The sequence below is a fragment of the Polymorphospora sp. NPDC051019 genome, from assembly GCF_040683055.1.
Taxonomy (GTDB): Bacteria; Actinomycetota; Actinomycetes; order Mycobacteriales; family Micromonosporaceae; genus Polymorphospora; species Polymorphospora lycopeni.
Window position 1 is genome coordinate 41,333 of sequence record NZ_JBFBCH010000001.1, and the last position, 18,056, is coordinate 59,388.

The window sequence follows — 18,056 nt, forward strand, 5'->3', positions numbered from 1 at the left end:
CGCGAAACCCCCTGATCACGCGGATCTTGGCGAGGCCGAGCCGCCCGTCGATCAAGGAACGGGACCGCGTCAGCGGTACTGCCAGGCGCGGACCCCGCCTTCGGTGCGGCAGATGACGTGGGTGGCCGACGACTGGCAGCCGGTCACCGGATGCGGCACCGTCCCCAGCATCCGGATCCGCGTCGCCCCCGGTTCGAGGACAGCGAACCAGGCCCGGTCCGGCAGACGGTCGGGCCGGGTCAGGACGAGCGGCGACCCGTCGGCGGGAATGACCGGCTCCGGCCAGTCCGACAGGTCGACCAGCGGCCGACCGGAGTACGGATCGACCGTGTGCTCGAGTTCCCCCTCGCGTGGTCCGAGCCGGAGCAGGTGCCCGCCCCGGCTGTCGAGGTGGTTGGCGACGACCTCGCCGAGCGGGCGGCCGCTGCCGGTGTCGTACAGCAGCGTCCGGCCGTCGACGGCGGCGCAGACCACGGCTCCGCAGCCGTAGACCGCCCCACGACCGGGCAGCACCGCGTCCCAGACGGGCTCCAGCGTCCCGGCGGCGTACGCCGTCACGGTCGCCCAGTCGTCCTGCACCAGCACCAGGTCGCCGGCGGGACGCAGCCGGCCAGCCGCCCCGTCCACGACACCGGCGCGGGAGCGCCGTACCGCGCCGGTCCGCGCGTCGCGTACCTCGAGGGCGCCGTCGGCGGTCAGCACCGCCACCGACGGCGACTCCCCCGGCAGCAACTCGGCGGCCGCCACCGGCCCGGTGCTCCACAGCACGCCACCGGTGTCCAGGTCGGAGATCGACCCCGTCACCGCTCCGCCCGTCACGGTCACCCAGGTGCTGACGCCCGGCGGTACGACGAACGACTGCACGATCTCGCCGGTGGCCGGATCGACCGCGACGACCTCGGCGGACTCGCCGGCGCCGAGCACCCACGCCCCGTCCCGGCTCAACCCGACGCCAGCGGCGCCGCCCTCGACCTCGTGCGGCACCGAGGCCCTGACGCGGCCGCTTACGGCGTCGAGTACGAACGTCCGGTCCTCGGTGTAGACCAGCACACGGTCACCGACGACCGACAGTGACGCCGCCCCCTCGGGGCCGACGGCCCGGTTCTCGACGCCGATCGGGCTGGTCCAGAGATCGGCGCCACGGGTCAGGTCGTACGCGGTGACGGTGCGCCGCGACGACCGCTCCGTCGGCGGGTGGACGACGTAGAGCCGGTCACCGACGAGCAGTTCCTGTTGCCAGATCGAGGTCGGTGGTGCCGCGACCTCGACCAGGGCCGGCCCGGGCGGTGGTGCCGACCCACCGACCGCGAGCACGAGCGCGACGACGAGCGCGGTGACCGCCGTACGCAGGTGTCTGGCCAGCGCCGGGCGGGACGGTGCGGGCTCGGCCGGCGGTTCGTGGGTGCGTACCCCGAGGTCGATCACTACCGGTCCGGCGCTCATCCGCTCCCCCTCCGCCGACGACGTGGGCAGCCTAGAACGCGGGCCGGGCGCGCGGTGCCCCGGCGGGTCAGCGGTAGCGCCAGGCGCGTAGTTCGTCGGTGCGGGTCCGGCAGACGATGTGGGTACGCGACGACTGGCAGCCGTACGACCGGTGCGCGACCACCCCGAGCGGGCGGACGGCGGTCGCGCCGGGATCGAGTACGGCGAACCACAGCCGCCGCGGCCCGCCGGCGAACCTGGTCAGCACGGCCGGCGAGTCGTCGAGGGCCACGGCCAGCTTCGGCCACGCCGACAGGCTGACCAGGCGCTCTCCGGTGGCCGGGTCGACGGTGTGGTCCACGAAGCCCTCGCCGAGCGAGGCGAGCGCGATCAGGTGCCCGCCCCGGCTGGTCAGGTGCCCGTCGAGCGCCACCCGGCCGAGCAGCACCCCGGTCATCGGGTCGAGCAGCGATGTCTGGACCTCGCTGCGAACGCAGATCCGGGTGCCGCAGACCAGGGCCCATTCCTCGTCCGGGCGCACCGGCGTACGCCAGACGGGTTCCAGGGTGTCGGCGGCGTACGCGTTGACGGCCGGCGAGGTGTCGCGGACCAGGACCAGGTCGCCGGCGCCGACGGCGCTGGTCGCCGGGCGGTCGGGCTCGGCGGGTCGCCGGTGCCGGGTCGCCCCGGTACGCGCGTCGCGCAGCTCGATCCCGCCGTCCATCGTCACCACGGCGACGGTCGGCGTGGCCGCCCCGGCCAGGAGCACCCCGGACCGTACGAGGTCGGCGGTCCACAGCTCGGCGCCGTCGGCGAGGTCGAAGGCGCGCACGGACATGCCGGCCGGCGGCACCGCGATCACCATGCCGGTGGCCGGGTCGAGCTGGAACCGTCGGGGTTCGTCGGGCGATGGCACCGAACCGGTCACCGGGTCGGTCGCCGGGTCGACCCGGGCGACGACGGCCGGCCGGTCGGCGGGAGCCCGGGTGGACGACCAGACCGGCTGGCTGCTCAGCCCCACCCCGCCGCCCCTGACGTCGGTGATCTGGTGCGGCACCGACCACCGGGTACGGCCATTGGCGGCGTCGACCGCGGACGTGCCGTCGTTGATGTGGACGAGCAGTTGATCGCCGACCGGCTGGAGCTGTGCCGCCGGCCGCGGATAGTCGGTGACGCGGACCTCCGGCCCGACCGGGGCGCTCCACAGTGGCGTGTCGCGGTCGAGGTCGTGCGCACTCAGGACCAGCCGCGCCCCGCCGGGCTCGGGGGCGAGGGTGTAGAGCCGGTCGCCGAACAGGAAGTGCTGGTGCGCGCCCGCGGTCGGCAGCACGGCCACCTCCGCGAGGACGGGGGCGGGCGGTGGGCCCGATCCACCGGTGGCGAGCACGAGCGCGACGGCGAGCGCCGTCACGACCGTACGTAGATGTCGGAGCAGCACCGGGCGGGGCGGCTCGGGCTCGGCCGGGAGTTCGTGGTCACGCGTCCCGAGGTCGATCACAGTTCCGCTGCTCATCCCGCCCTCCGCCTTCCGATCCGCAGCCTAGCCGCGCCGTACCCACCCGCGCCGCCCTTCCGTCCGCCCGTCCCGCCCTCCCCCGCCCGCCCGCCCGGGCGGGGCGGGCGGGTCGTCCACGGCCGCCCCGGCGCGGGCGTCGATCTAGGAGAAACCGTGCCCGTTCTGACCGCTTTGCCGCACAACAACTCCTTGATCAACGCGAAGAGCCCCGCGACCCACGGAGCAGCGCAGCGGCGGCAAACAGAAATGGGTATTTACTGTTAAGATTGTTTACTTTATGTTGTGATGCATGGCGATCGATAGCCGGTTGGGTGACGCATTCCGGCCGAACGGCTCTCGACACCCCTTGGAAGCCCTCCCGGCGCGTCGGCCACCGCGCGAAGGAGGGTCCGTACCCCCGCGGAGAAGGAGTTCGTCCATGCGAAGACTGATCGCACTACCGATCCTGGTGGTGGGCACCGTGCTCACCTCACTGGCGATCGCCGCGCCGGCCCAGGCGCACGGCTACATCTCCTCGCCACCGAGCCGTCAGGCCCAGTGCGCGCAGGGGATCGTCACGAACTGCGGCGACATCCAGTGGGAGCCGCAGAGCGTCGAGGGCCCGAAGGGCCTGCGGAGTTGCAGCGGCGGCAACGCCCGCTTCTCCGTACTCGACAACGACAGCAAGGGCTGGCGGGTCACCAACGTCAGTGGCACGACCACGTTCAACTGGGTCATCACCGCCCGGCACGCCACCAGCACCTGGGAGTACTACATCGGCAACACCCGGGTGGCCCAGTTCAACGACGGCGGCCGGCAGCCCGGTCCGACCGTGACGCACCAGGTCAACCTGAGCGGCTTCTCCGGCCGGCAGAAGCTGCTCGCCGTCTGGAACGTCGCCGACACCCCGATGGCGTTCTACGTCTGCGTCGACCTCCAGATCGGTGGTGGCGGCAACCCGCCGCCCACCACGCCGCCGCCGACCAACCCGCCGCCCACGACGGGCCCGACCCCGACCAACCCGCCGCAGACCGGCGGCACCTGGCGGGCCGGCACCGCCTACAGCGTCGGCGACCAGGTGACCTACAACGGCGTCACCTACCGCTGCCGGCAGGCGCACACCGCCATCGCCGGCTGGGAGCCGCCGCACGTGGCCGCCCTCTGGCAGCAGGTCTGACCCCGGGACCGGGTGGGTGCACTGTGGACCCACCCGGTTCGCCGGTCCGGAAGGAGACACCGATGTACGCGCTCGCGCGAGGAACCGCCGCCGTCGCGGCGCTGCTGCTGCTCGCCGGCTGCATGGGCACCGCGGCCCCGGCCAGCCGGCCCGCCGCCGCGCCACCGCCGGCCGCGTCGGCACCGGCGGCGGCCACGCACGCGCCGAACACCGGGCCGCACAACGCGGCCGACGTCATGTTCCTGCAGATGCTGGTAACCCACCACGAGCAGGGCCTGACGATGGTACGGCTCGCCGCCGAACGGGCGACCCGGGACGAGGTACGCACCCTCGCCGCGGCCATCGAGGTGACCCAGGCCGCCGAGGTGGAGACGATGCGGTCGTGGCTGCGCGGCTGGGGCGAGGCGACGGAGGCGGATCCGGCCGAGCATCTGCACGCCGACCACGGCGGCCTGCCGCTGACCAGCGAGGACCTGATCGGGGCGCTGGACACCGTCTCCGGCGCGGAGTTCGAGAAGCGGTTCCTCAACCTGCTGATCGGTCACCAGCACAACGCGGTCGAGATGGCCCGCAACCAGACCAAGTACGGGACCAACCCGGAGGCCCGCCAGTTGGCCGAGCGGGTCGACCTGTCGCGTACGGCACAGATCCAGCAGATGCTGGCGTACCTGGACTGAACCGTCGCGGGTGCCTCCCCGGCCGGGGAGGCACCCGCGGGCGATCGTGAACCGGGTCAGGCAACGACGGCGGCCGGCGGCGGGGCCGGGAAGCCGTAGCGGGCGGCGAGGTCCGGGTCGTCCGGGTCGATCTGCCGTACGCCCTCGTCGGCGAGCCGCTTGTTGACCTCGTCCAGGTGCTCGCGGACCAGCCGGGCCTCCTCGTCGGTGACCTTGCCCCGATGCGGCTTGCCGGCGTGTTCGAGGGTGCCGTAGTCGATCCGCTCGGTCCGGCGGGTCGTCTTCGCCGGCCGGACCCGCTCGGCGGTCCGCAGCAGTTGCGCCATCTGGGTGTCGGTCGCCAGCTCGTCGAACTCGCTCGCGGTCAGTACGACCCGGCGCGGCTCGCTGCCCTCGGGACCGTCGTGGATCTCGACGACGGCGACGTCGAGGGCCGCGTCGTCGATGCTCTCGATCTCGACCGGTCGGGCGTCCAACCGCACGGGTCCGGCGACCAGGTCGGGATGCTCCAGGACGACGAGTGACACCACCCGGTCGCCGGGCTGGATGACCTCGCCACTGAAGTCGGAGACATGAACCGTCTTCTTACCCATGCGAAAGAACTTCTCCTGTCGAACGCTGCGGTCAGGACCGGACACGAAGCTACCCGACAGGTGTGCGAACGCGTCGGCAGGTCCGGCCGGACCGGTGTGTCGCACCGGCATCCCGCGATCTTGCACTTGTCGCCCGACAAATCCGACGAAGGGAGGAGATATCTGCAAGATCACGGGGCGGTGGTGCAGCGGCGGGCAGGCGCCGAAACTTTGTCATGGAAAAGTCTTGCCAACAACAGGGGCGATGATGAAGATTTCCTCCCATGCGGACGAATCGAGAATCATCGTTCCGACTCGCGGCCGCCGTACTGGCCGCCGTCATGCTCCCGACCGTGCTCGGCCCGGCGGCACCGGCCGGCGCGGGCCAGGGTGCCACCACCGCGGGGACCGTCGTCGCGGCCGCCTGCGCCACCGACCCCGCCACCCCCAAGCGGCAGTTCCGCGCGATGTGGATCTCCAGCGTCGCCAACATCGACTGGCCCAGCCGCACCGGGCTGTCGGTCGCCGCCCAGCAGGCCGAGTTCCGGTCCTGGCTCGACCTGGCCCAGCAGCGGAAGATGAACGCCGTCGTCGTGCAGGTCCGACCCACCGCCGACGCCTTCTGGCCGTCGACCCTCGAACCCTGGTCGCAGTACCTGACCGGCACCCAGGGCGGCAACCCCGGCTACGACCCGCTGGCCTTCATGGTCGCCGAGGCACACGCCCGCAACATCGAGTTCCACGCCTGGTTCAACCCGTACCGGGTCGCCACCCACGCCGACCCGTCCCGGCTGGTCGCCAGCCACCCGGCCCGCCGCAACCCGAGCTGGGTCTTCGCCTACAACGGCCAGCTCTACTACAACCCCGGCATCCCCGCCGTCCGCGCGTTCGTCCAGGACGCCATGATGGACGCCGTCAACCGGTACGACATCGACGCGGTGCACTGGGACGACTACTTCTACCCGTACCCGTCGGGCAGCACCCAGATCCCCGACCAGGCCACCTACGCCCAGCACGGGTCCGGCTTCGCCAACATCGGCGACTGGCGGCGCAACAACGTCGACCGGCTGGTGCAGGAGATGAGCCAGAAGATCCGGGCTGCCAAGCCGTGGGTCAAGTTCGGCATCAGCCCGTTCGGCATCTGGCGCAACGCCTCGACCGACCCGCTCGGCTCACCCACCTCCGGCCTCCAGTCGTACGACGCCATCTACGCCGACACCCGGCGCTGGGTGAAGCAGAACTGGATCGACTACGTCGCGCCGCAGGTCTACTGGCACATCGGGTTCGCCACCGCCGACTACGCCAGACTCGTGCCCTGGTGGTCGAACGTCGTCGCCGGCACCAACGTGCAACTCGTCATCGGGCAGGCCACCTACCGGGTCGGCGCGTCCGGGCAGGACGCGGCCTGGCAGAACGCCGCCGAACTCACCAACCACCTCACCCTCAACCGCGCCCACCCGCAGGTCGTCGGCGACATCCACTTCAGCGCCAAGGACGTCCGCGCCAACCGGCTCGGCGGCATGGACCGGGTCGCGAACGACCACTACCGGCGGCCCGCGCTGGTGCCGGTCGCCGCCGGTCGCGGCGGCGCCGCCCCGCCCGCGCCGACCATCACCGCCGCCACCCGGGTGAGCAACGGTGTCTCGCTGACCTTCCAGCGCGGCGGCACCACCACCCCGGCCGCGTACGCGGTCTACCGGGTCGACGGCAGCACGACCGACCCGTGCGACCTGGCCGACGGCGGCAACCTGCTGGCCACCGTACGCGCCGGCGGCACCACCGGTACGTACACCGACACCACCGCGGCGGCCGGCGGCACGTACACGTACGTCGTGACCGCGCTCGACCGGCGCCACCACGAGAGCGCGGCCAGCGCCGGCCGGGTGGTGAACCCGGGCAGCGGCGGCACGTTCACCGTCACCGTCGACAACGCCACCACCGGCCGGTTCACCGCCAGCGGCAACTGGGGCACGTCGAGCTTCTCGGCCCAGCGGCACGGCGCCAACTACCGGTTCGCCAACCCGGTCGCGGCCAGCGACCCGGCCTGGTTCTCGGCCAACCTGCCCAGCGCCGGCAGCTACCGGGTCGAGGTCTGGTATCCGGCCGACCCCGGCTACAACAGCGCCACCCCGTACCTGGTCGCCACCACGACCGGCAACCAGACGGTGACGGTCGACCAGCGCACCGGCGGCGGCCAGTGGCGCAGCCTCGGCACGTTCAGCCTCGCCGCCGGTGACCGCAACGTCGTCGGGGTCAGCCGCTGGACCACCGGCACCGGCTACGTCGTCGCCGACGCCGTACGCATCACCAAGGTCTGATCCCCCACCCCCACCCCCACGGCAAGGAGAATCGATGTCCCTTCCCCCGCTGTCCCGGCGTGCCATGATGCGCGGTGCGGTGCTGGTCGGTGTCGGTGCCGCCACCGGTGGCCTGCACACCCTGACCTCGAGCCCGGCCCACGCCGCCGTCGCCCGCCCGACGATGCACGGCACCGCCTCCTGGGGCGCCCGGGCGCCGCGTACGCCGGTCAGTCTCATCAGCGGCCGGCCGAACAAGGTGATCATCCACCACACCGCGACCGCCAACCAGACCGACTACTCGCTGGCCCGCGCCCAGTCGCTGGCCCGCGCGGTGCAGAACTTCCACATGGACAGCAACGGCTGGATCGACAGCGGGCAGCAGTTCACCGTCAGCCGGGGCGGGCACATCATGGAGGGCCGGCACCGCAGCATCGAGACACTCAACGGTGGTAGCAGCTTCGTCTTCGGCACCCACGCCGGGGCGCAGAACAACCAGTCGATCGGCATCGAGAACGAGGGGACCTACATGACGGTCGGCCCGACGACCGCCCTGTACAACTCGCTGGTCAACCTGGTCGCCTACACCTGCCAGCAGTACTCGATCCCGGCCAGCCAGATCTACGGCCACCGCGACTTCATGGCGACCGCCTGCCCCGGCGACGTGCTCTACGCCCGGCTGCCGCAGCTGCGCGCCGACGTGGCGGCGCGGCTGTCCGGTGGGAGCGGCGGGTTCACGGCGATCGTCGACAACACCACCGCCGGCCGGTTCACCGCCAGCGGCAACTGGGGCACGTCGAGCTTCTCCACCCAGCGGCACGGCACCGACTACCGCTTCGCCGACCCGGTGCTGGCCAGCGACACCGCCTGGTTCAAGGTGAACATCCCCAGCGCCGGGACGTACCAGGTCGACGCCTGGTGGGCGGCGAACGCCGGCTACAACAGCTCCACGCCATACATCGTGGCCACCAGCGGCGGCAACCAGACGATCCGGATGAACCAGCAGATCAACGGCGGCCAGTGGCGCAACCTGGGCAGCTTCCACCTGAACGCCGGCGACTACAACGTGGTCGGGGTCAGCCGCTGGACGTCGGCCGCCGGCTACGTCATCGCCGACGCCGTCCGCATCCGCAACTGACCCACCCTCCTCCGCGATCTTGCACTTGTCTCCTCCATTCGCCGGTTTTGCCCGGCGACAAGTGCAAGGTCGCGGGAGGGTCGGCGGGGTGTCCGGTATCCGATCCACCCGGGCGACGGCGGGTGGGCGTGCCTAGCGTGCGGTACGCACGACCACGCCGTCCGAAGTGGAGCACCCGATGACCGCCGCCGTCCCGAACGTCGGACCCGCCGCCCCGCGCGCCCGCCCGCCGCGGATCCTCGGCCGGTTCGCCCTGGCGTCCGGGGTGGCGTTCACGGTGTCGATGGTCGCGGGAGCCGCGTTCACGCTGTTGCCCGAGCCGCACCTGCACGGGAATCTCGTAAACGACTTCCTCGACAGCCCGCCCCCGCGGCGGCTCGCGATGGCGCTCCTGGCCGTGGCGACGGTCGGTGTCGTGTCCGCTGGGCCCGCCGCGGTCGTGCTGCACCTGGTCTGGGCGTACCGGCTGCACCGGTACGTCGACGCGGTGTGCGGCGCGGACCCCCGCCTGCCGGCCTGGACCACACCGCTCGGCTGGCTCGTCCCGGTGGCGAACCTGGTGCTGGGTCCGTCGGCCCTGGCCCGGGTCGCCGCGCGGGCGTCGGGAACCCGTCTTCCGGCGGTGCTGGTCTGGGCCTGGTGGGCCGGTTTCGGGGCCGCGGCACTGTTGTTCGCCTTCGGCCGGGGCGCCGCCGCCGGCCCGCTGATCCTGCTCCACCTCGTCGCCGGCGGCCTTTTCGTCGCCATGCACCTCGCCCTGTCCCGGCACACCGCCGGCCGGTGACGTCAGGCTTCACCATCCTCGTGATCAGGGACGGCGTACCTCGACACACCGGCGACACACCGGAACAGGTCCCTGATCACGGGGATCTTGGTGGTCAGTCGTGTTCGGGGTGGTTGGCCAGCTGGTGGTCGGCCTGGAAGAGGGCTTCGGCGATCACCGCCCGTACGTGGCCGCCCCGGGTCCGGTAGAGCACCCGGCGGCCGTCACGGCGGGACGCCACCAGGCCGGCCAGGCGCAGTTTCGCCAGATGCTGCGAAACCGCCGGCCGGGCAACCCCCAGCGCCGCGGTGAGCGTGGCGACGTCGTGTTCGCCCTGGCGTAGCCGCCACATCAGGCGCAGCCGGGTCGGGTCGGCGAGCATCCGGAAGGCGGTGGCCGCCGCCTCGAACTGGGCATCCGTGGGGTCCTGATGCCCATCGTTGGCAGTTGCCGCGTTGTCGCGTGCGTACATGAGCACATATGGTGTCACGGTCGCCAGACGGGTACGACGCCGGGAGGCACCCGATGCACCACGACCACACCCACGCACCGGACCACCGGACCGGCCCGGACCACCACGGCGACCCCGCCCCACACGGCGACCACAAGCACGGCGACCACAAGCACGACCACGACCGGCACGGCGAGCACCACCGGCACGGCAACCACGGCCACGAGCACGGCGGGTGGTGGGCGCGGGTCCGGCACGCCGCGACCCCGCACAGCCACGACTCCGGCGACGTCGTCGACCCGGCGCTCGCCGCCAGCCGGCGCGGGATGCGGGTGCTCTGGTGGTCGTTCGCGGCCCTGATGGTGACCGCGCTGGCCCAGGTCGCCGTCGTGATCCCGACCGCCTCGGTGGCCCTGCTCGGCGACACCGTGCACAACTTCGCCGACGCGCTGACCGCCGTACCGCTGGCGATCGCGTTCCTGCTCGGCCGCCGGGTGGCGACCCGGCGGTTCACGTACGGGCTGGGCCGGGCCGAGGACCTGGCCGGCCTGTTCGTGGTGCTGGTCATCGCCGGGTCGGCGGTCTACGCCGGCTGGGAGGCGGTCGACCGCCTGCTCGACCCGCGGCCGGTGCGCTATCCCGGCTGGGTGGCCCTCGCCGGCCTCGTCGGCTTCGTCGGCAACGAGCTGGTGGCCCGGTGGCGGATCCGGGTCGGCCGGGAGATCGGGTCGGCGGCGCTGGTCGCGGACGGGTTGCACGCGCGTACCGACGGGTTCACGTCGCTGGCCGTACTCCTCGGGGCCGGCGGCGTCGCGGTCGGCTGGTGGTGGGCGGACCCGGTCGTCGGGCTGGGGATCACCGCGGCGATCGTGGCGGTGCTCTGGTCCGCGGTCCGCGAGGTCGCCGGCCGGCTGCTCGACGGCGTCGACCCGGCGGTGACGGCGGCCGCGGAGCGGGCCGTCACCGCCACCCCCGGCGTGGTACGCCTCGACGGGCTGCGGCTGCGCTGGGTCGGCCACACGTTGCGGGCCGAGGTGGAGGTCGCCGTCGACGGCGGGCTGCGGGTCGCGGCGGCGCACCGGATCGCGCACGACGTCGAGCACGCGCTGACGCACGCCGTACCGCGGTTGACGGCCGCGACCGTGCACCCGCACCCGGCCGGCGCCGATCACCCGGACCGGCTCGCGCTCACCGGGAGTAACTGAACGGGGGGCCGGGGGGTACGACGAGGAAAGGTCTTCCGGCCCTGCCGGGAACCGGCCGCCGGCGCGATGGTGGAGGCACGTCCACCCGCAGGAGGCCACGATGTTCGAGCCTGTCGACCTTCCCGACAGTGCCACCGCACAGGTGCTCGCCACCGCGGCGTGGCACGCCCTGCGCGCCCCGTCGGCGCTGAACACCCAGCCCTGGCGGTGGCGGGCGGCGGCCCGGACGCTGGAACTGCGCGCCGACCCCGGCCGGCGGCTCGGCACGACCGACCGGGACGGCCGGCTGCTGCACCTGGCGTGCGGTGCCGCCCTGCACCACGCGTACGTCGCGCTGCTCGCCGACGGCTGGCAGGTGCGGATCGCGCTGCGGCCGGACCCGGCCGGCGACCCCGAGCTGCTGGCCCGGATCACCCTGATCGGCCGGGGTATGCCGGGCGCGACCGCGACCGCGCTGCGGGACGCGATCGGCCGCCGGCGCACCGACCGCCGGGCGTTCGCCGACACCCCGGTCCCGGCCGTCCTGCTCGACCGGCTGCGCCGGACGGTCGAACTGCACGGGACCTACCTGCACCTGGTCCGGCCCGACCAGTTGCCGATGCTGGCCATCGCGACCGCCAGCGCGGCCGCCGACGAGCTGGCCGACCCGGACTACCGCGCCGAGCTGATCCGGTGGACCACCCGGCCGGCGGGCAGCGGCGACGGTGTGCCGGCGGCGTCGGCGGTCCGGCAGGCGCCGCGCCGGGTCCCGGTACGCGACCACACGATCGGCCATCACCCGGCCGGGCTCGACGTCGGCGCGGGCACCGACCGGGGCGCGTCGTACGGGATCCTCTTCGGCAGCACCGACGAGCCGGAGGCGTGGCTGCGGGCCGGCGAGGCGCTGTCGGCGCTGCTGCTGACCGCCACCGACGCGGGTCTGGCCGCGGCGGTCCTCAGCGACCCGGTCGAGCGGGAGTGGCCCCGGCACCTGCTGGGCGAACTGCTTTCCGCGGTCGGTACGCCGTACCTGGCGGTCCGGATCGGGCTGCCGGTCGAGGCGGCACCGCTGCCGGCCACGCCGCGCCGCGATCCGGCCGACGTCATCGAGATCAGCGGGTAGGCGGCCGTGCCGGATACGACCTACACCGGTGCGGACCTGCGGGCGGCGGCGGCCGCCGCGATCCGGGCGCCGTCGATGCACAACACCCAGCCGTGGCGGTTCCGGCTGTGCGACGGGGCGATCGAACTGCTCCTCGATCCGGCGCGGCGGCTGCCGGTCGGTGACCCGACCGGTTGGGCGGCCCGGATCGGGTGCGGGGCCGCGCTGTTCAACCTGCGGCTCGCGCTGGCGGTGGCGGGTCGTCCCGGCACGGTGCGGCTGCGGCCGTACCCGGCGCAGCCACTGGTCGTGGCCCGGGTGGTGGCCGGCCCGCCACGCCCGCCGACCGTCGCCGAACAGGCGCTGTTCGCCGCTGTCCCGCGCCGGCACAGCAACCGGGCCCCGTTCTGGCCGGTGCCGGTCTCGCCCCGGCAGCGCTGGAAGCTGGTCGAGGCGGCCCGGGCCGAGAACGCCCAGCTGGAACTGCTCGTCGGGGCCGCGCCGGTCGGCGCGCTGGCCGAGATCGCGCACACCGCCAACCGGGTGCTCACGGCCGCGCCCGGCTACACGGCCGAGGTGCGGAACTGGACCCGGTACGCCGACGCCGACGACGGGGTTCCGGTCGGTTCCGGCGGGCCGGCCACCGAGCCGCAGGACCTGCTGCCCGGCCGCCCGTTCGGGGTGCGGACCCGCGCGCCGGGCCGCGACTTCGAGCCCGAGCCGGTGGTGGCGGTGCTCGGCTCGCCCCGGGACACCGCGACCGACCAGATCGCCGCCGGCGCGGCGCTGCAACGGGTGCTGCTGACCGCCACCGACGCCGGGCTGGCCGTGTCGATGCTGTCCCAGCCGATCGAGGTGCCCGGTGCCCGCGAGCAGCTACGGCTGGCGCTCGGCGGGCGGGTCGGCGTACCGCAGATGGTGCTGCGGGTCGGGTACGGCCAGCCGGGCTGGCCGACCCCGCGGCGCGGCGTCGACGAGGTCGTCGACGAGCGGTAGCGGGCACCCTCGGCCGGGCCGGCCGTCCCACCATTTGAACGCCTTCTTGACCCGATCACCCACCCAGTCCACTGTTCCTATCAATCAAGTAGGGAAAACAGGGATTGGACCGGCGATGCGATGTCAGCGCTAGCCATGGCGGTGCGGGCATCGCGCGAGAAGGAGCCCAGCGCCGTGCATGTCTCGGCCCGCAGCGACTACGCCCTACGGGCGATGCTCTCCGTGGCCGCCGCCCCGGAACACCTGGCCAAGGCGGCGGACCTCGCGGCCGACCAGGCCATCCCGCTGAGCTTCCTCCAGGGCATCCTGCTCGACCTGCGTCGGGCCGGACTCCTGCACAGCCAGCGCGGGGTCGACGGCGGCTACACACTGGCCCGGCCGTCCACGGCGATCTCGGTCGGCGACGTGCTGCGCGCCGTCGGCGGCACGCTCACCACCGTGCGCGGTCTGCCGGCCGAGAGCGCCACGTACCACGGGGTCGCGGCCCGCCTCGGCGGTGTCTGGCTCGCGGTCAACGGCGCGATCGAGGCGATCGTCGACCGCACCAGCCTCGCCGACCTGCTCACCGGACGTTCCGTACCCGCTCCCCCGGCGGGCACGACACCCCCCGTACCAATGACGAAACAGGAGATGGAATGACTCCGCGCAGCATTCGCCTGCTCGCCGCGACCGCGGCCGCGATACTGGCGACCACCGCCCTCGCGGCCTGCGGCGGCGACTCGGAGGGGTCCGGTGCCGCCGCCACCAAGCTGCGGCTGGGCTACTTCCCCAACATCACCCACGCGCCGGCGCTGGTGGGGGTGCAGAACGGGATCTTCGCCGAGAAGCTCGGCGACACCACATTGGAGACGACCACCTTCAACGCCGGCCCGTCGGCGATCGAGGCGCTCTTCTCCGGCGCCATCGACGCCACCTACATCGGCCCGAACCCGGCCATCAACGGCTGGGCCCAGTCCAAGGGCAGCGCGCTGCACGTCATCGCCGGCACCACCTCCGGCGGCGCGGCCCTGGTCGTCAAGCCCGAGATCACCAGCGTGCAGGACCTGCGCGGCAAGAAGATCGCCACGCCGCAGCTCGGCAACACCCAGGACGTGGCGCTGCGCTACTGGCTCAAGCAGCAGGGGCTCAACGCCGACACCCAGGGCGGCGGCGACGTCTCGATCCTGCCGACCCCCAACTCGGAGATCATCACCGGGTACGGCAGCGGCGCGCTCGACGGCGCCTGGGTGCCCGAACCGCACCTGAGCCGGCTGATCATCGAACACGGGGCGAAGGTGCTCAAGGACGAGAAGGAGGAGTGGCCCGGCGGCGAGTTCGTCACCACCCACCTGATCGTCAGCAAGAAGTTCCTCGACGCCAACCCCGAGACGGTCAAGAAGCTCCTCGAGGGCCACATCGCCGCGGTCGACTACGTCAACACCAACCGCGACGCCGCCGCGACCGCCGCCAACGAGCACCTCAAGGCCCTGTCCGGCAGCGCGCTCAAGGACGACATCCTGGCCGCGTCGTTCGCCAACCTGACGTTCACCGTCGACCCGATCGCCCCCTCGCTGTACGGCAGCGCCAAGCACGCCGAGGAGGTCGGGCTGCTCGACCCGGTCGACCTGGCCGGGATCTACCACCTCGGCCCGCTCAACGAACTGCTCAAGGCGGGCGGCAAGCCCGAGGTCAGCGGAGAGGGAACAGCTTCGTGAGTCTGGTCGACCAGACCGCCGTGGGGACGGACGGCCGCCACACCGACGTGGCCGTCCGTCTCGACGGTGTGTCCAAGGCATACGGTCGGGGCCGCTCCGCGCTGCTCGCGCTGGACCGGGTCTCCCTCGACGTACGGCGTGGCGAGTTCGTCTGCCTGCTCGGCGCCTCCGGATGTGGCAAGAGCACGCTGCTGTCACTGGTCGCCGGGCTCGACGCGGCCTCCGGCGGAAGCATCGACACCGGCGGCCACCGGGTGTCGCTGATGTTCCAGGAACCGGCCCTGTTCCCCTGGCTGACCGTGGCGAAGAACGTCGAGATCGCCATGCGGCTGCGCGGCGTCGGCCGCGACGAGCGCCGCCGCCGGGCCGAGGAACTGCTGGAGACGGTGCGGCTGTCCGGCTTCGCCCGCAAGCGGCCGCACGAACTGTCCGGCGGCATGCGGCAGCGGGTCGCGCTCGCCCGGGCCCTGGCCCAGGACGCCGACGTCCTGCTGATGGACGAGCCGTTCGGCGCGCTGGACGCGATGACCCGCGACATCCTGCACGACGAACTGGAACGGATCTGGCGGGAACGGTCGCTGACCGTCCTGTTCGTCACCCACAACGTCCGCGAGGCCGTACGGCTCGGCGACCGGGTCATCCTGCTCAGCAGCCGGCCCGGCCGGATCATCGAGGACTTCCCGGTCGACCAGCCCCGACCGCGCCGCATCGACTCCGCCGAGGTGGCCGAACTCGCGGCGACGATCACCGACCGGCTGCGTACGGAGGTGTCCCGCCATGCCCACTGAGTCCCGTACGGAACTGGCGAAGCCGCCGGCCGCCCGGACCGCCACCACCGACGAGGTCGCCGGGCTCGACGCCCTCGAACTCGGACCGGCCAGCAAGGAGGGCCGGGCGGCCCGGCTCGGCCGCCGGGTCTGGGACTCGCTGTGGCCCAAGCTCCTGGCCGTCGCGCTGGTCATCGCCGGCTGGCAGATCGTCTACCTCACCGAGTGGAAGCCGCCGTTCGCGCTGCCCGACCCGCTGACCGTCTTCGCGGACATGGGGGAGCTGATCCCGACCGCCGAGTTCGCCCGGGCCATCGGCATCACCATGCAGCGGGCCGTGATCGGCTTCCTGATCGCGGTCGTGATCGGCACCCTGATCGGCGCGGCGGTGGCCCGGTTCCGGCCGCTGCGGGCCGCGATCGGCTCGCTGATCACCGGCCTGCAGACCATGCCGTCGATCATCTGGTTCCCGTTCGCGATCCTGCTCTTCCAGATCAGCGAGACGACGATCATGTTCGTGGTCATCATCGGCGCCACCCCGTCGATCGCCAACGGCCTGATCAGCGGCATCGACTACGTGCCGCGGGTCTGGTTGCGGGTCGGCAAGGTGCTCGGCATGCGCGGGCTCAACCTCTACCGGTTCCTGATCCTGCCGGCGTCGCTGCCGTCGTTCGTCAGCGGGCTCAAGCAGGGCTGGGCGTTCGCCTGGCGCAGCCTGATGGCCGGTGAGCTGCTGGTCATCGTCGCCGGGCAGGGGTCGATCGGCGTACTCATGCAGGGCGCCCGGGAGTTCAACAACGCGCCCCGGCTGCTCTCCTGGATCATCGTGGTGCTGGTCATCGGCATCCTGGTCGACATCGCGTTCAACGCGTTCGACAACGCGCTGCGCCGGCGCTGGGGCCTGACCCAGAGTTGAGCCCCTACGAGTTGGTCGCGGCGGTGGGGCTGGGTGCCCTCGCCGCCGCGGTCGGCACCCCGACCGGGGTCTCCGGAGGACTGCTCCTGCTGCCGGTGCTGCTGACCGTCTTCGGGCTCGGCGGCACCGTCGCCAGCGCCACCAACCTGCTGTTCAACGTCGTCTCGACCCCCGTCGGCATCCTCCGGCAACCCCGGATCGACCGGACGCTGACGCGACTCCTCGTCGGCGCCGCGACACCCGCCGCGGTCGCCGGGGCGCTGGTCAACGTCTTCCTGCTCGGCGACTCCCCCGCCTTCCGGGTGCTGGTCGCCGTGCTGCTCGTCGCCGTCGGCGGCAGCCTGCTCGCGCGCCGCCGTCCGGCCCGGCCGTCCGATGTGGAGCTGTCGCCGGTGGTACGGCGGGCACTGCTGCTCACCGGCGTGGCCAGCGGGCTGCTCGGCGGCTTCTACGGGCTCGGCGGCGCGGTGCTGGCCGCGCCCGCCGCACTGCTGCTCACCGGCTGGCCGGTCGCCCGCGTCGCCGGCGCCGCCCTGGTCACCACGCTGACCGTGTCGGTGACCGGGCTGGTCACGTACGCCACGCTCGACATCGCCGGGCAGACCACGGTCGACACCCCGCACTGGCCGCTCGGCCTGGCGCTGGGCACCGGCGGCCTGGTCGGCGGCTGGCTCGCCGCCCGGTACGGCGGACGGCTGCCCGACCGGCTGCTGCGCCGTACGCTCGCCGTCCTGGTCACGCTCGGCGCCCTGCGCCTGGTCTTCGGCTGACGGCGGTCGGCTCGGGTCGAGGGGGCGTGGGGCCGACCGGCAGGTTTTCGCGGCGGGCGAGGAGCCCGGAGATGGTCACTGCCACGGTTTGGCGGAGCAGGTCGGTGAAGTCGGCGCGCATGGCCGCCACGGCGGGGTCCGCGGCGTGGGCGGCGAGCATGGCTTGGGGTGGCTGGCTGTAGGGCCAGGCCGCGCCGGCAACGAGGGTGGTCGTCGCGACGAGTCGGATGGCGTCTTGCGTGCCGAATTCTGGCAGGTAGCGCAGGGCGAGCCGGGCCTGTGCCTCGACCGTGCGTCGTGAAGCCCGTTTGTGGCGCAGGGCGACCTCGGCGGAGACGTTGTGATCGAGCACACTGGCGTGCGCACTGGTCAGATCGCAGAGCACAGGCCGCTGCGCGAGAGACTCGGCCAGGACAACGGCGAGCCGATCGCCACGCTCACGCGGGGTCCCGCCACCGGACTCCAGCGTGCGATCAAGGTAGGCCAGCCAGTCCTGCTGCTCGGCGTCAAGCAGCTCGAGCAGCACCTCCTCGCGGGACTCGAAGTAGCGCAGCACGTTGGACTTGGCCAGCCCGACACGACGGCTCAGCTTGTAGCAGGCTCGCAAGCCTCTGACCTGTGAGAAGCCTCACGCT

18 protein-coding genes are annotated in these 18,056 nt (G+C 72.9%); 13 read left to right on the forward strand and 5 right to left on the reverse strand.

Annotated features, from left to right (window positions below):
- Positions 1-69: 69 nt before the first annotated feature.
- Entirely contained in the window at positions 70-1,443 is a 1,374-nt protein-coding gene (locus AB0M79_RS00185; RefSeq protein ID WP_364206164.1) for a PQQ-binding-like beta-propeller repeat protein, read from the reverse strand.
- 67 nt (positions 1,444-1,510) lie between these two features.
- The gene (locus tag AB0M79_RS00190; protein WP_364206167.1) at positions 1,511-2,935 is read right to left on the reverse strand and encodes a PQQ-binding-like beta-propeller repeat protein; all 1,425 of its coding nucleotides are present in this window, start codon (positions 2,933-2,935) and stop codon (positions 1,511-1,513) included.
- A 421-nt stretch (positions 2,936-3,356) separates the two neighbouring features.
- Here AB0M79_RS00190 and AB0M79_RS00195 point away from each other — a divergent pair, with 421 nt between their 5' ends.
- Together AB0M79_RS00195 and AB0M79_RS00200 are read left to right on the forward strand one after the other, a co-directional pair.
- Complete coding sequence (locus AB0M79_RS00195) at positions 3,357-4,094, forward strand: lytic polysaccharide monooxygenase (RefSeq protein WP_357537229.1); 738 nt, start codon at positions 3,357-3,359, stop codon at positions 4,092-4,094.
- A gap of 62 nt (positions 4,095-4,156) precedes the next feature.
- On the forward strand, positions 4,157-4,771 hold the full coding sequence (locus AB0M79_RS00200) for a DUF305 domain-containing protein (RefSeq protein ID WP_364206171.1): 615 nt from the start codon (positions 4,157-4,159) through the stop codon (positions 4,769-4,771).
- Between the two features lie 56 nt (positions 4,772-4,827).
- On the opposite strand, the gene AB0M79_RS00205 is transcribed toward AB0M79_RS00200, so the two are convergent.
- Positions 4,828-5,364 carry a hypothetical protein gene (locus AB0M79_RS00205; RefSeq protein ID WP_364206173.1) on the reverse strand — a complete coding sequence of 179 codons (537 nt, stop codon included), beginning with the start codon at positions 5,362-5,364 and terminating at the stop codon, positions 4,828-4,830.
- A 263-nt stretch (positions 5,365-5,627) separates the two neighbouring features.
- Between AB0M79_RS00205 and AB0M79_RS00210 the strand changes: the two genes are divergently transcribed.
- The 3 genes from AB0M79_RS00210 (at position 5,628) to AB0M79_RS00220 (ending at position 9,562) form a co-directional block, all read left to right on the forward strand.
- Positions 5,628-7,661, forward strand: a complete 2,034-nt coding sequence (locus AB0M79_RS00210) for a family 10 glycosylhydrolase (RefSeq protein WP_364206176.1) — start codon at positions 5,628-5,630, stop codon at positions 7,659-7,661.
- A 34-nt stretch (positions 7,662-7,695) separates the two neighbouring features.
- Positions 7,696-8,778, forward strand: coding sequence for an N-acetylmuramoyl-L-alanine amidase (locus tag AB0M79_RS00215; protein ID WP_364206179.1), 1,083 nt, complete (start codon positions 7,696-7,698; stop codon positions 8,776-8,778).
- A 178-nt stretch (positions 8,779-8,956) separates the two neighbouring features.
- Positions 8,957-9,562 carry a DUF4328 domain-containing protein gene (locus AB0M79_RS00220; protein WP_364206182.1) on the forward strand — a complete coding sequence of 202 codons (606 nt, stop codon included), beginning with the start codon at positions 8,957-8,959 and terminating at the stop codon, positions 9,560-9,562.
- A gap of 94 nt (positions 9,563-9,656) precedes the next feature.
- On the opposite strand, the gene AB0M79_RS00225 is transcribed toward AB0M79_RS00220, so the two are convergent.
- Positions 9,657-10,013, reverse strand: coding sequence for a metalloregulator ArsR/SmtB family transcription factor (locus AB0M79_RS00225; protein ID WP_364206185.1), 357 nt, complete (start codon positions 10,011-10,013; stop codon positions 9,657-9,659).
- A gap of 53 nt (positions 10,014-10,066) precedes the next feature.
- On the opposite strand from AB0M79_RS00225, the gene AB0M79_RS00230 reads away from it, so the two are divergent.
- The 8 genes from AB0M79_RS00230 to AB0M79_RS00265 all read left to right on the forward strand — a co-directional run bounded on the left by AB0M79_RS00230 (position 10,067) and on the right by AB0M79_RS00265 (position 17,421).
- Entirely contained in the window at positions 10,067-11,197 is a 1,131-nt protein-coding gene (locus AB0M79_RS00230; protein WP_364206188.1) for a cation diffusion facilitator family transporter, read from the forward strand.
- Between the two features lie 100 nt (positions 11,198-11,297).
- Complete coding sequence (locus AB0M79_RS00235) at positions 11,298-12,299, forward strand: nitroreductase (protein ID WP_364206191.1); 1,002 nt, start codon at positions 11,298-11,300, stop codon at positions 12,297-12,299.
- Between the two features lie 6 nt (positions 12,300-12,305).
- Positions 12,306-13,274 carry a nitroreductase family protein gene (locus AB0M79_RS00240; protein WP_364206194.1) on the forward strand — a complete coding sequence of 323 codons (969 nt, stop codon included), beginning with the start codon at positions 12,306-12,308 and terminating at the stop codon, positions 13,272-13,274.
- A gap of 174 nt (positions 13,275-13,448) precedes the next feature.
- On the forward strand, positions 13,449-13,913 hold the full coding sequence (locus tag AB0M79_RS00245) for an Rrf2 family transcriptional regulator (protein ID WP_364206196.1): 465 nt from the start codon (positions 13,449-13,451) through the stop codon (positions 13,911-13,913).
- Positions 13,910-14,968: an ABC transporter substrate-binding protein gene (locus AB0M79_RS00250; protein ID WP_364206199.1), complete on the forward strand. Its 1,059-nt coding sequence runs from the start codon at positions 13,910-13,912 to the stop codon at positions 14,966-14,968. The genes AB0M79_RS00245 and AB0M79_RS00250 overlap by 4 nt, the downstream gene beginning before the upstream one ends.
- A 2-nt stretch (positions 14,969-14,970) precedes the next feature.
- Positions 14,971-15,756 carry an ABC transporter ATP-binding protein gene (locus tag AB0M79_RS00255; RefSeq protein WP_364207580.1) on the forward strand — a complete coding sequence of 262 codons (786 nt, stop codon included), beginning with the start codon at positions 14,971-14,973 and terminating at the stop codon, positions 15,754-15,756.
- Positions 15,746-16,651 (forward strand): ABC transporter permease, encoded by a 906-nt coding sequence (locus AB0M79_RS00260; RefSeq protein ID WP_364206202.1) that lies wholly within the window; start codon positions 15,746-15,748, stop codon positions 16,649-16,651. The genes AB0M79_RS00255 and AB0M79_RS00260 overlap by 11 nt, the downstream gene beginning before the upstream one ends.
- The gene (locus tag AB0M79_RS00265) at positions 16,648-17,421 is read left to right on the forward strand and encodes a TSUP family transporter (RefSeq protein WP_364206205.1); all 774 of its coding nucleotides are present in this window, start codon (positions 16,648-16,650) and stop codon (positions 17,419-17,421) included. Before AB0M79_RS00260 ends, AB0M79_RS00265 begins: the two co-directional genes overlap by 4 nt.
- Here AB0M79_RS00265 and AB0M79_RS00270 read toward each other — a convergent pair.
- Entirely contained in the window at positions 17,387-18,028 is a 642-nt protein-coding gene (locus tag AB0M79_RS00270; RefSeq protein ID WP_364206208.1) for a TetR/AcrR family transcriptional regulator, read from the reverse strand. The genes AB0M79_RS00265 and AB0M79_RS00270 overlap by 35 nt on opposite strands.
- Between the last annotated feature and the right edge of the window lie 28 nt (positions 18,029-18,056).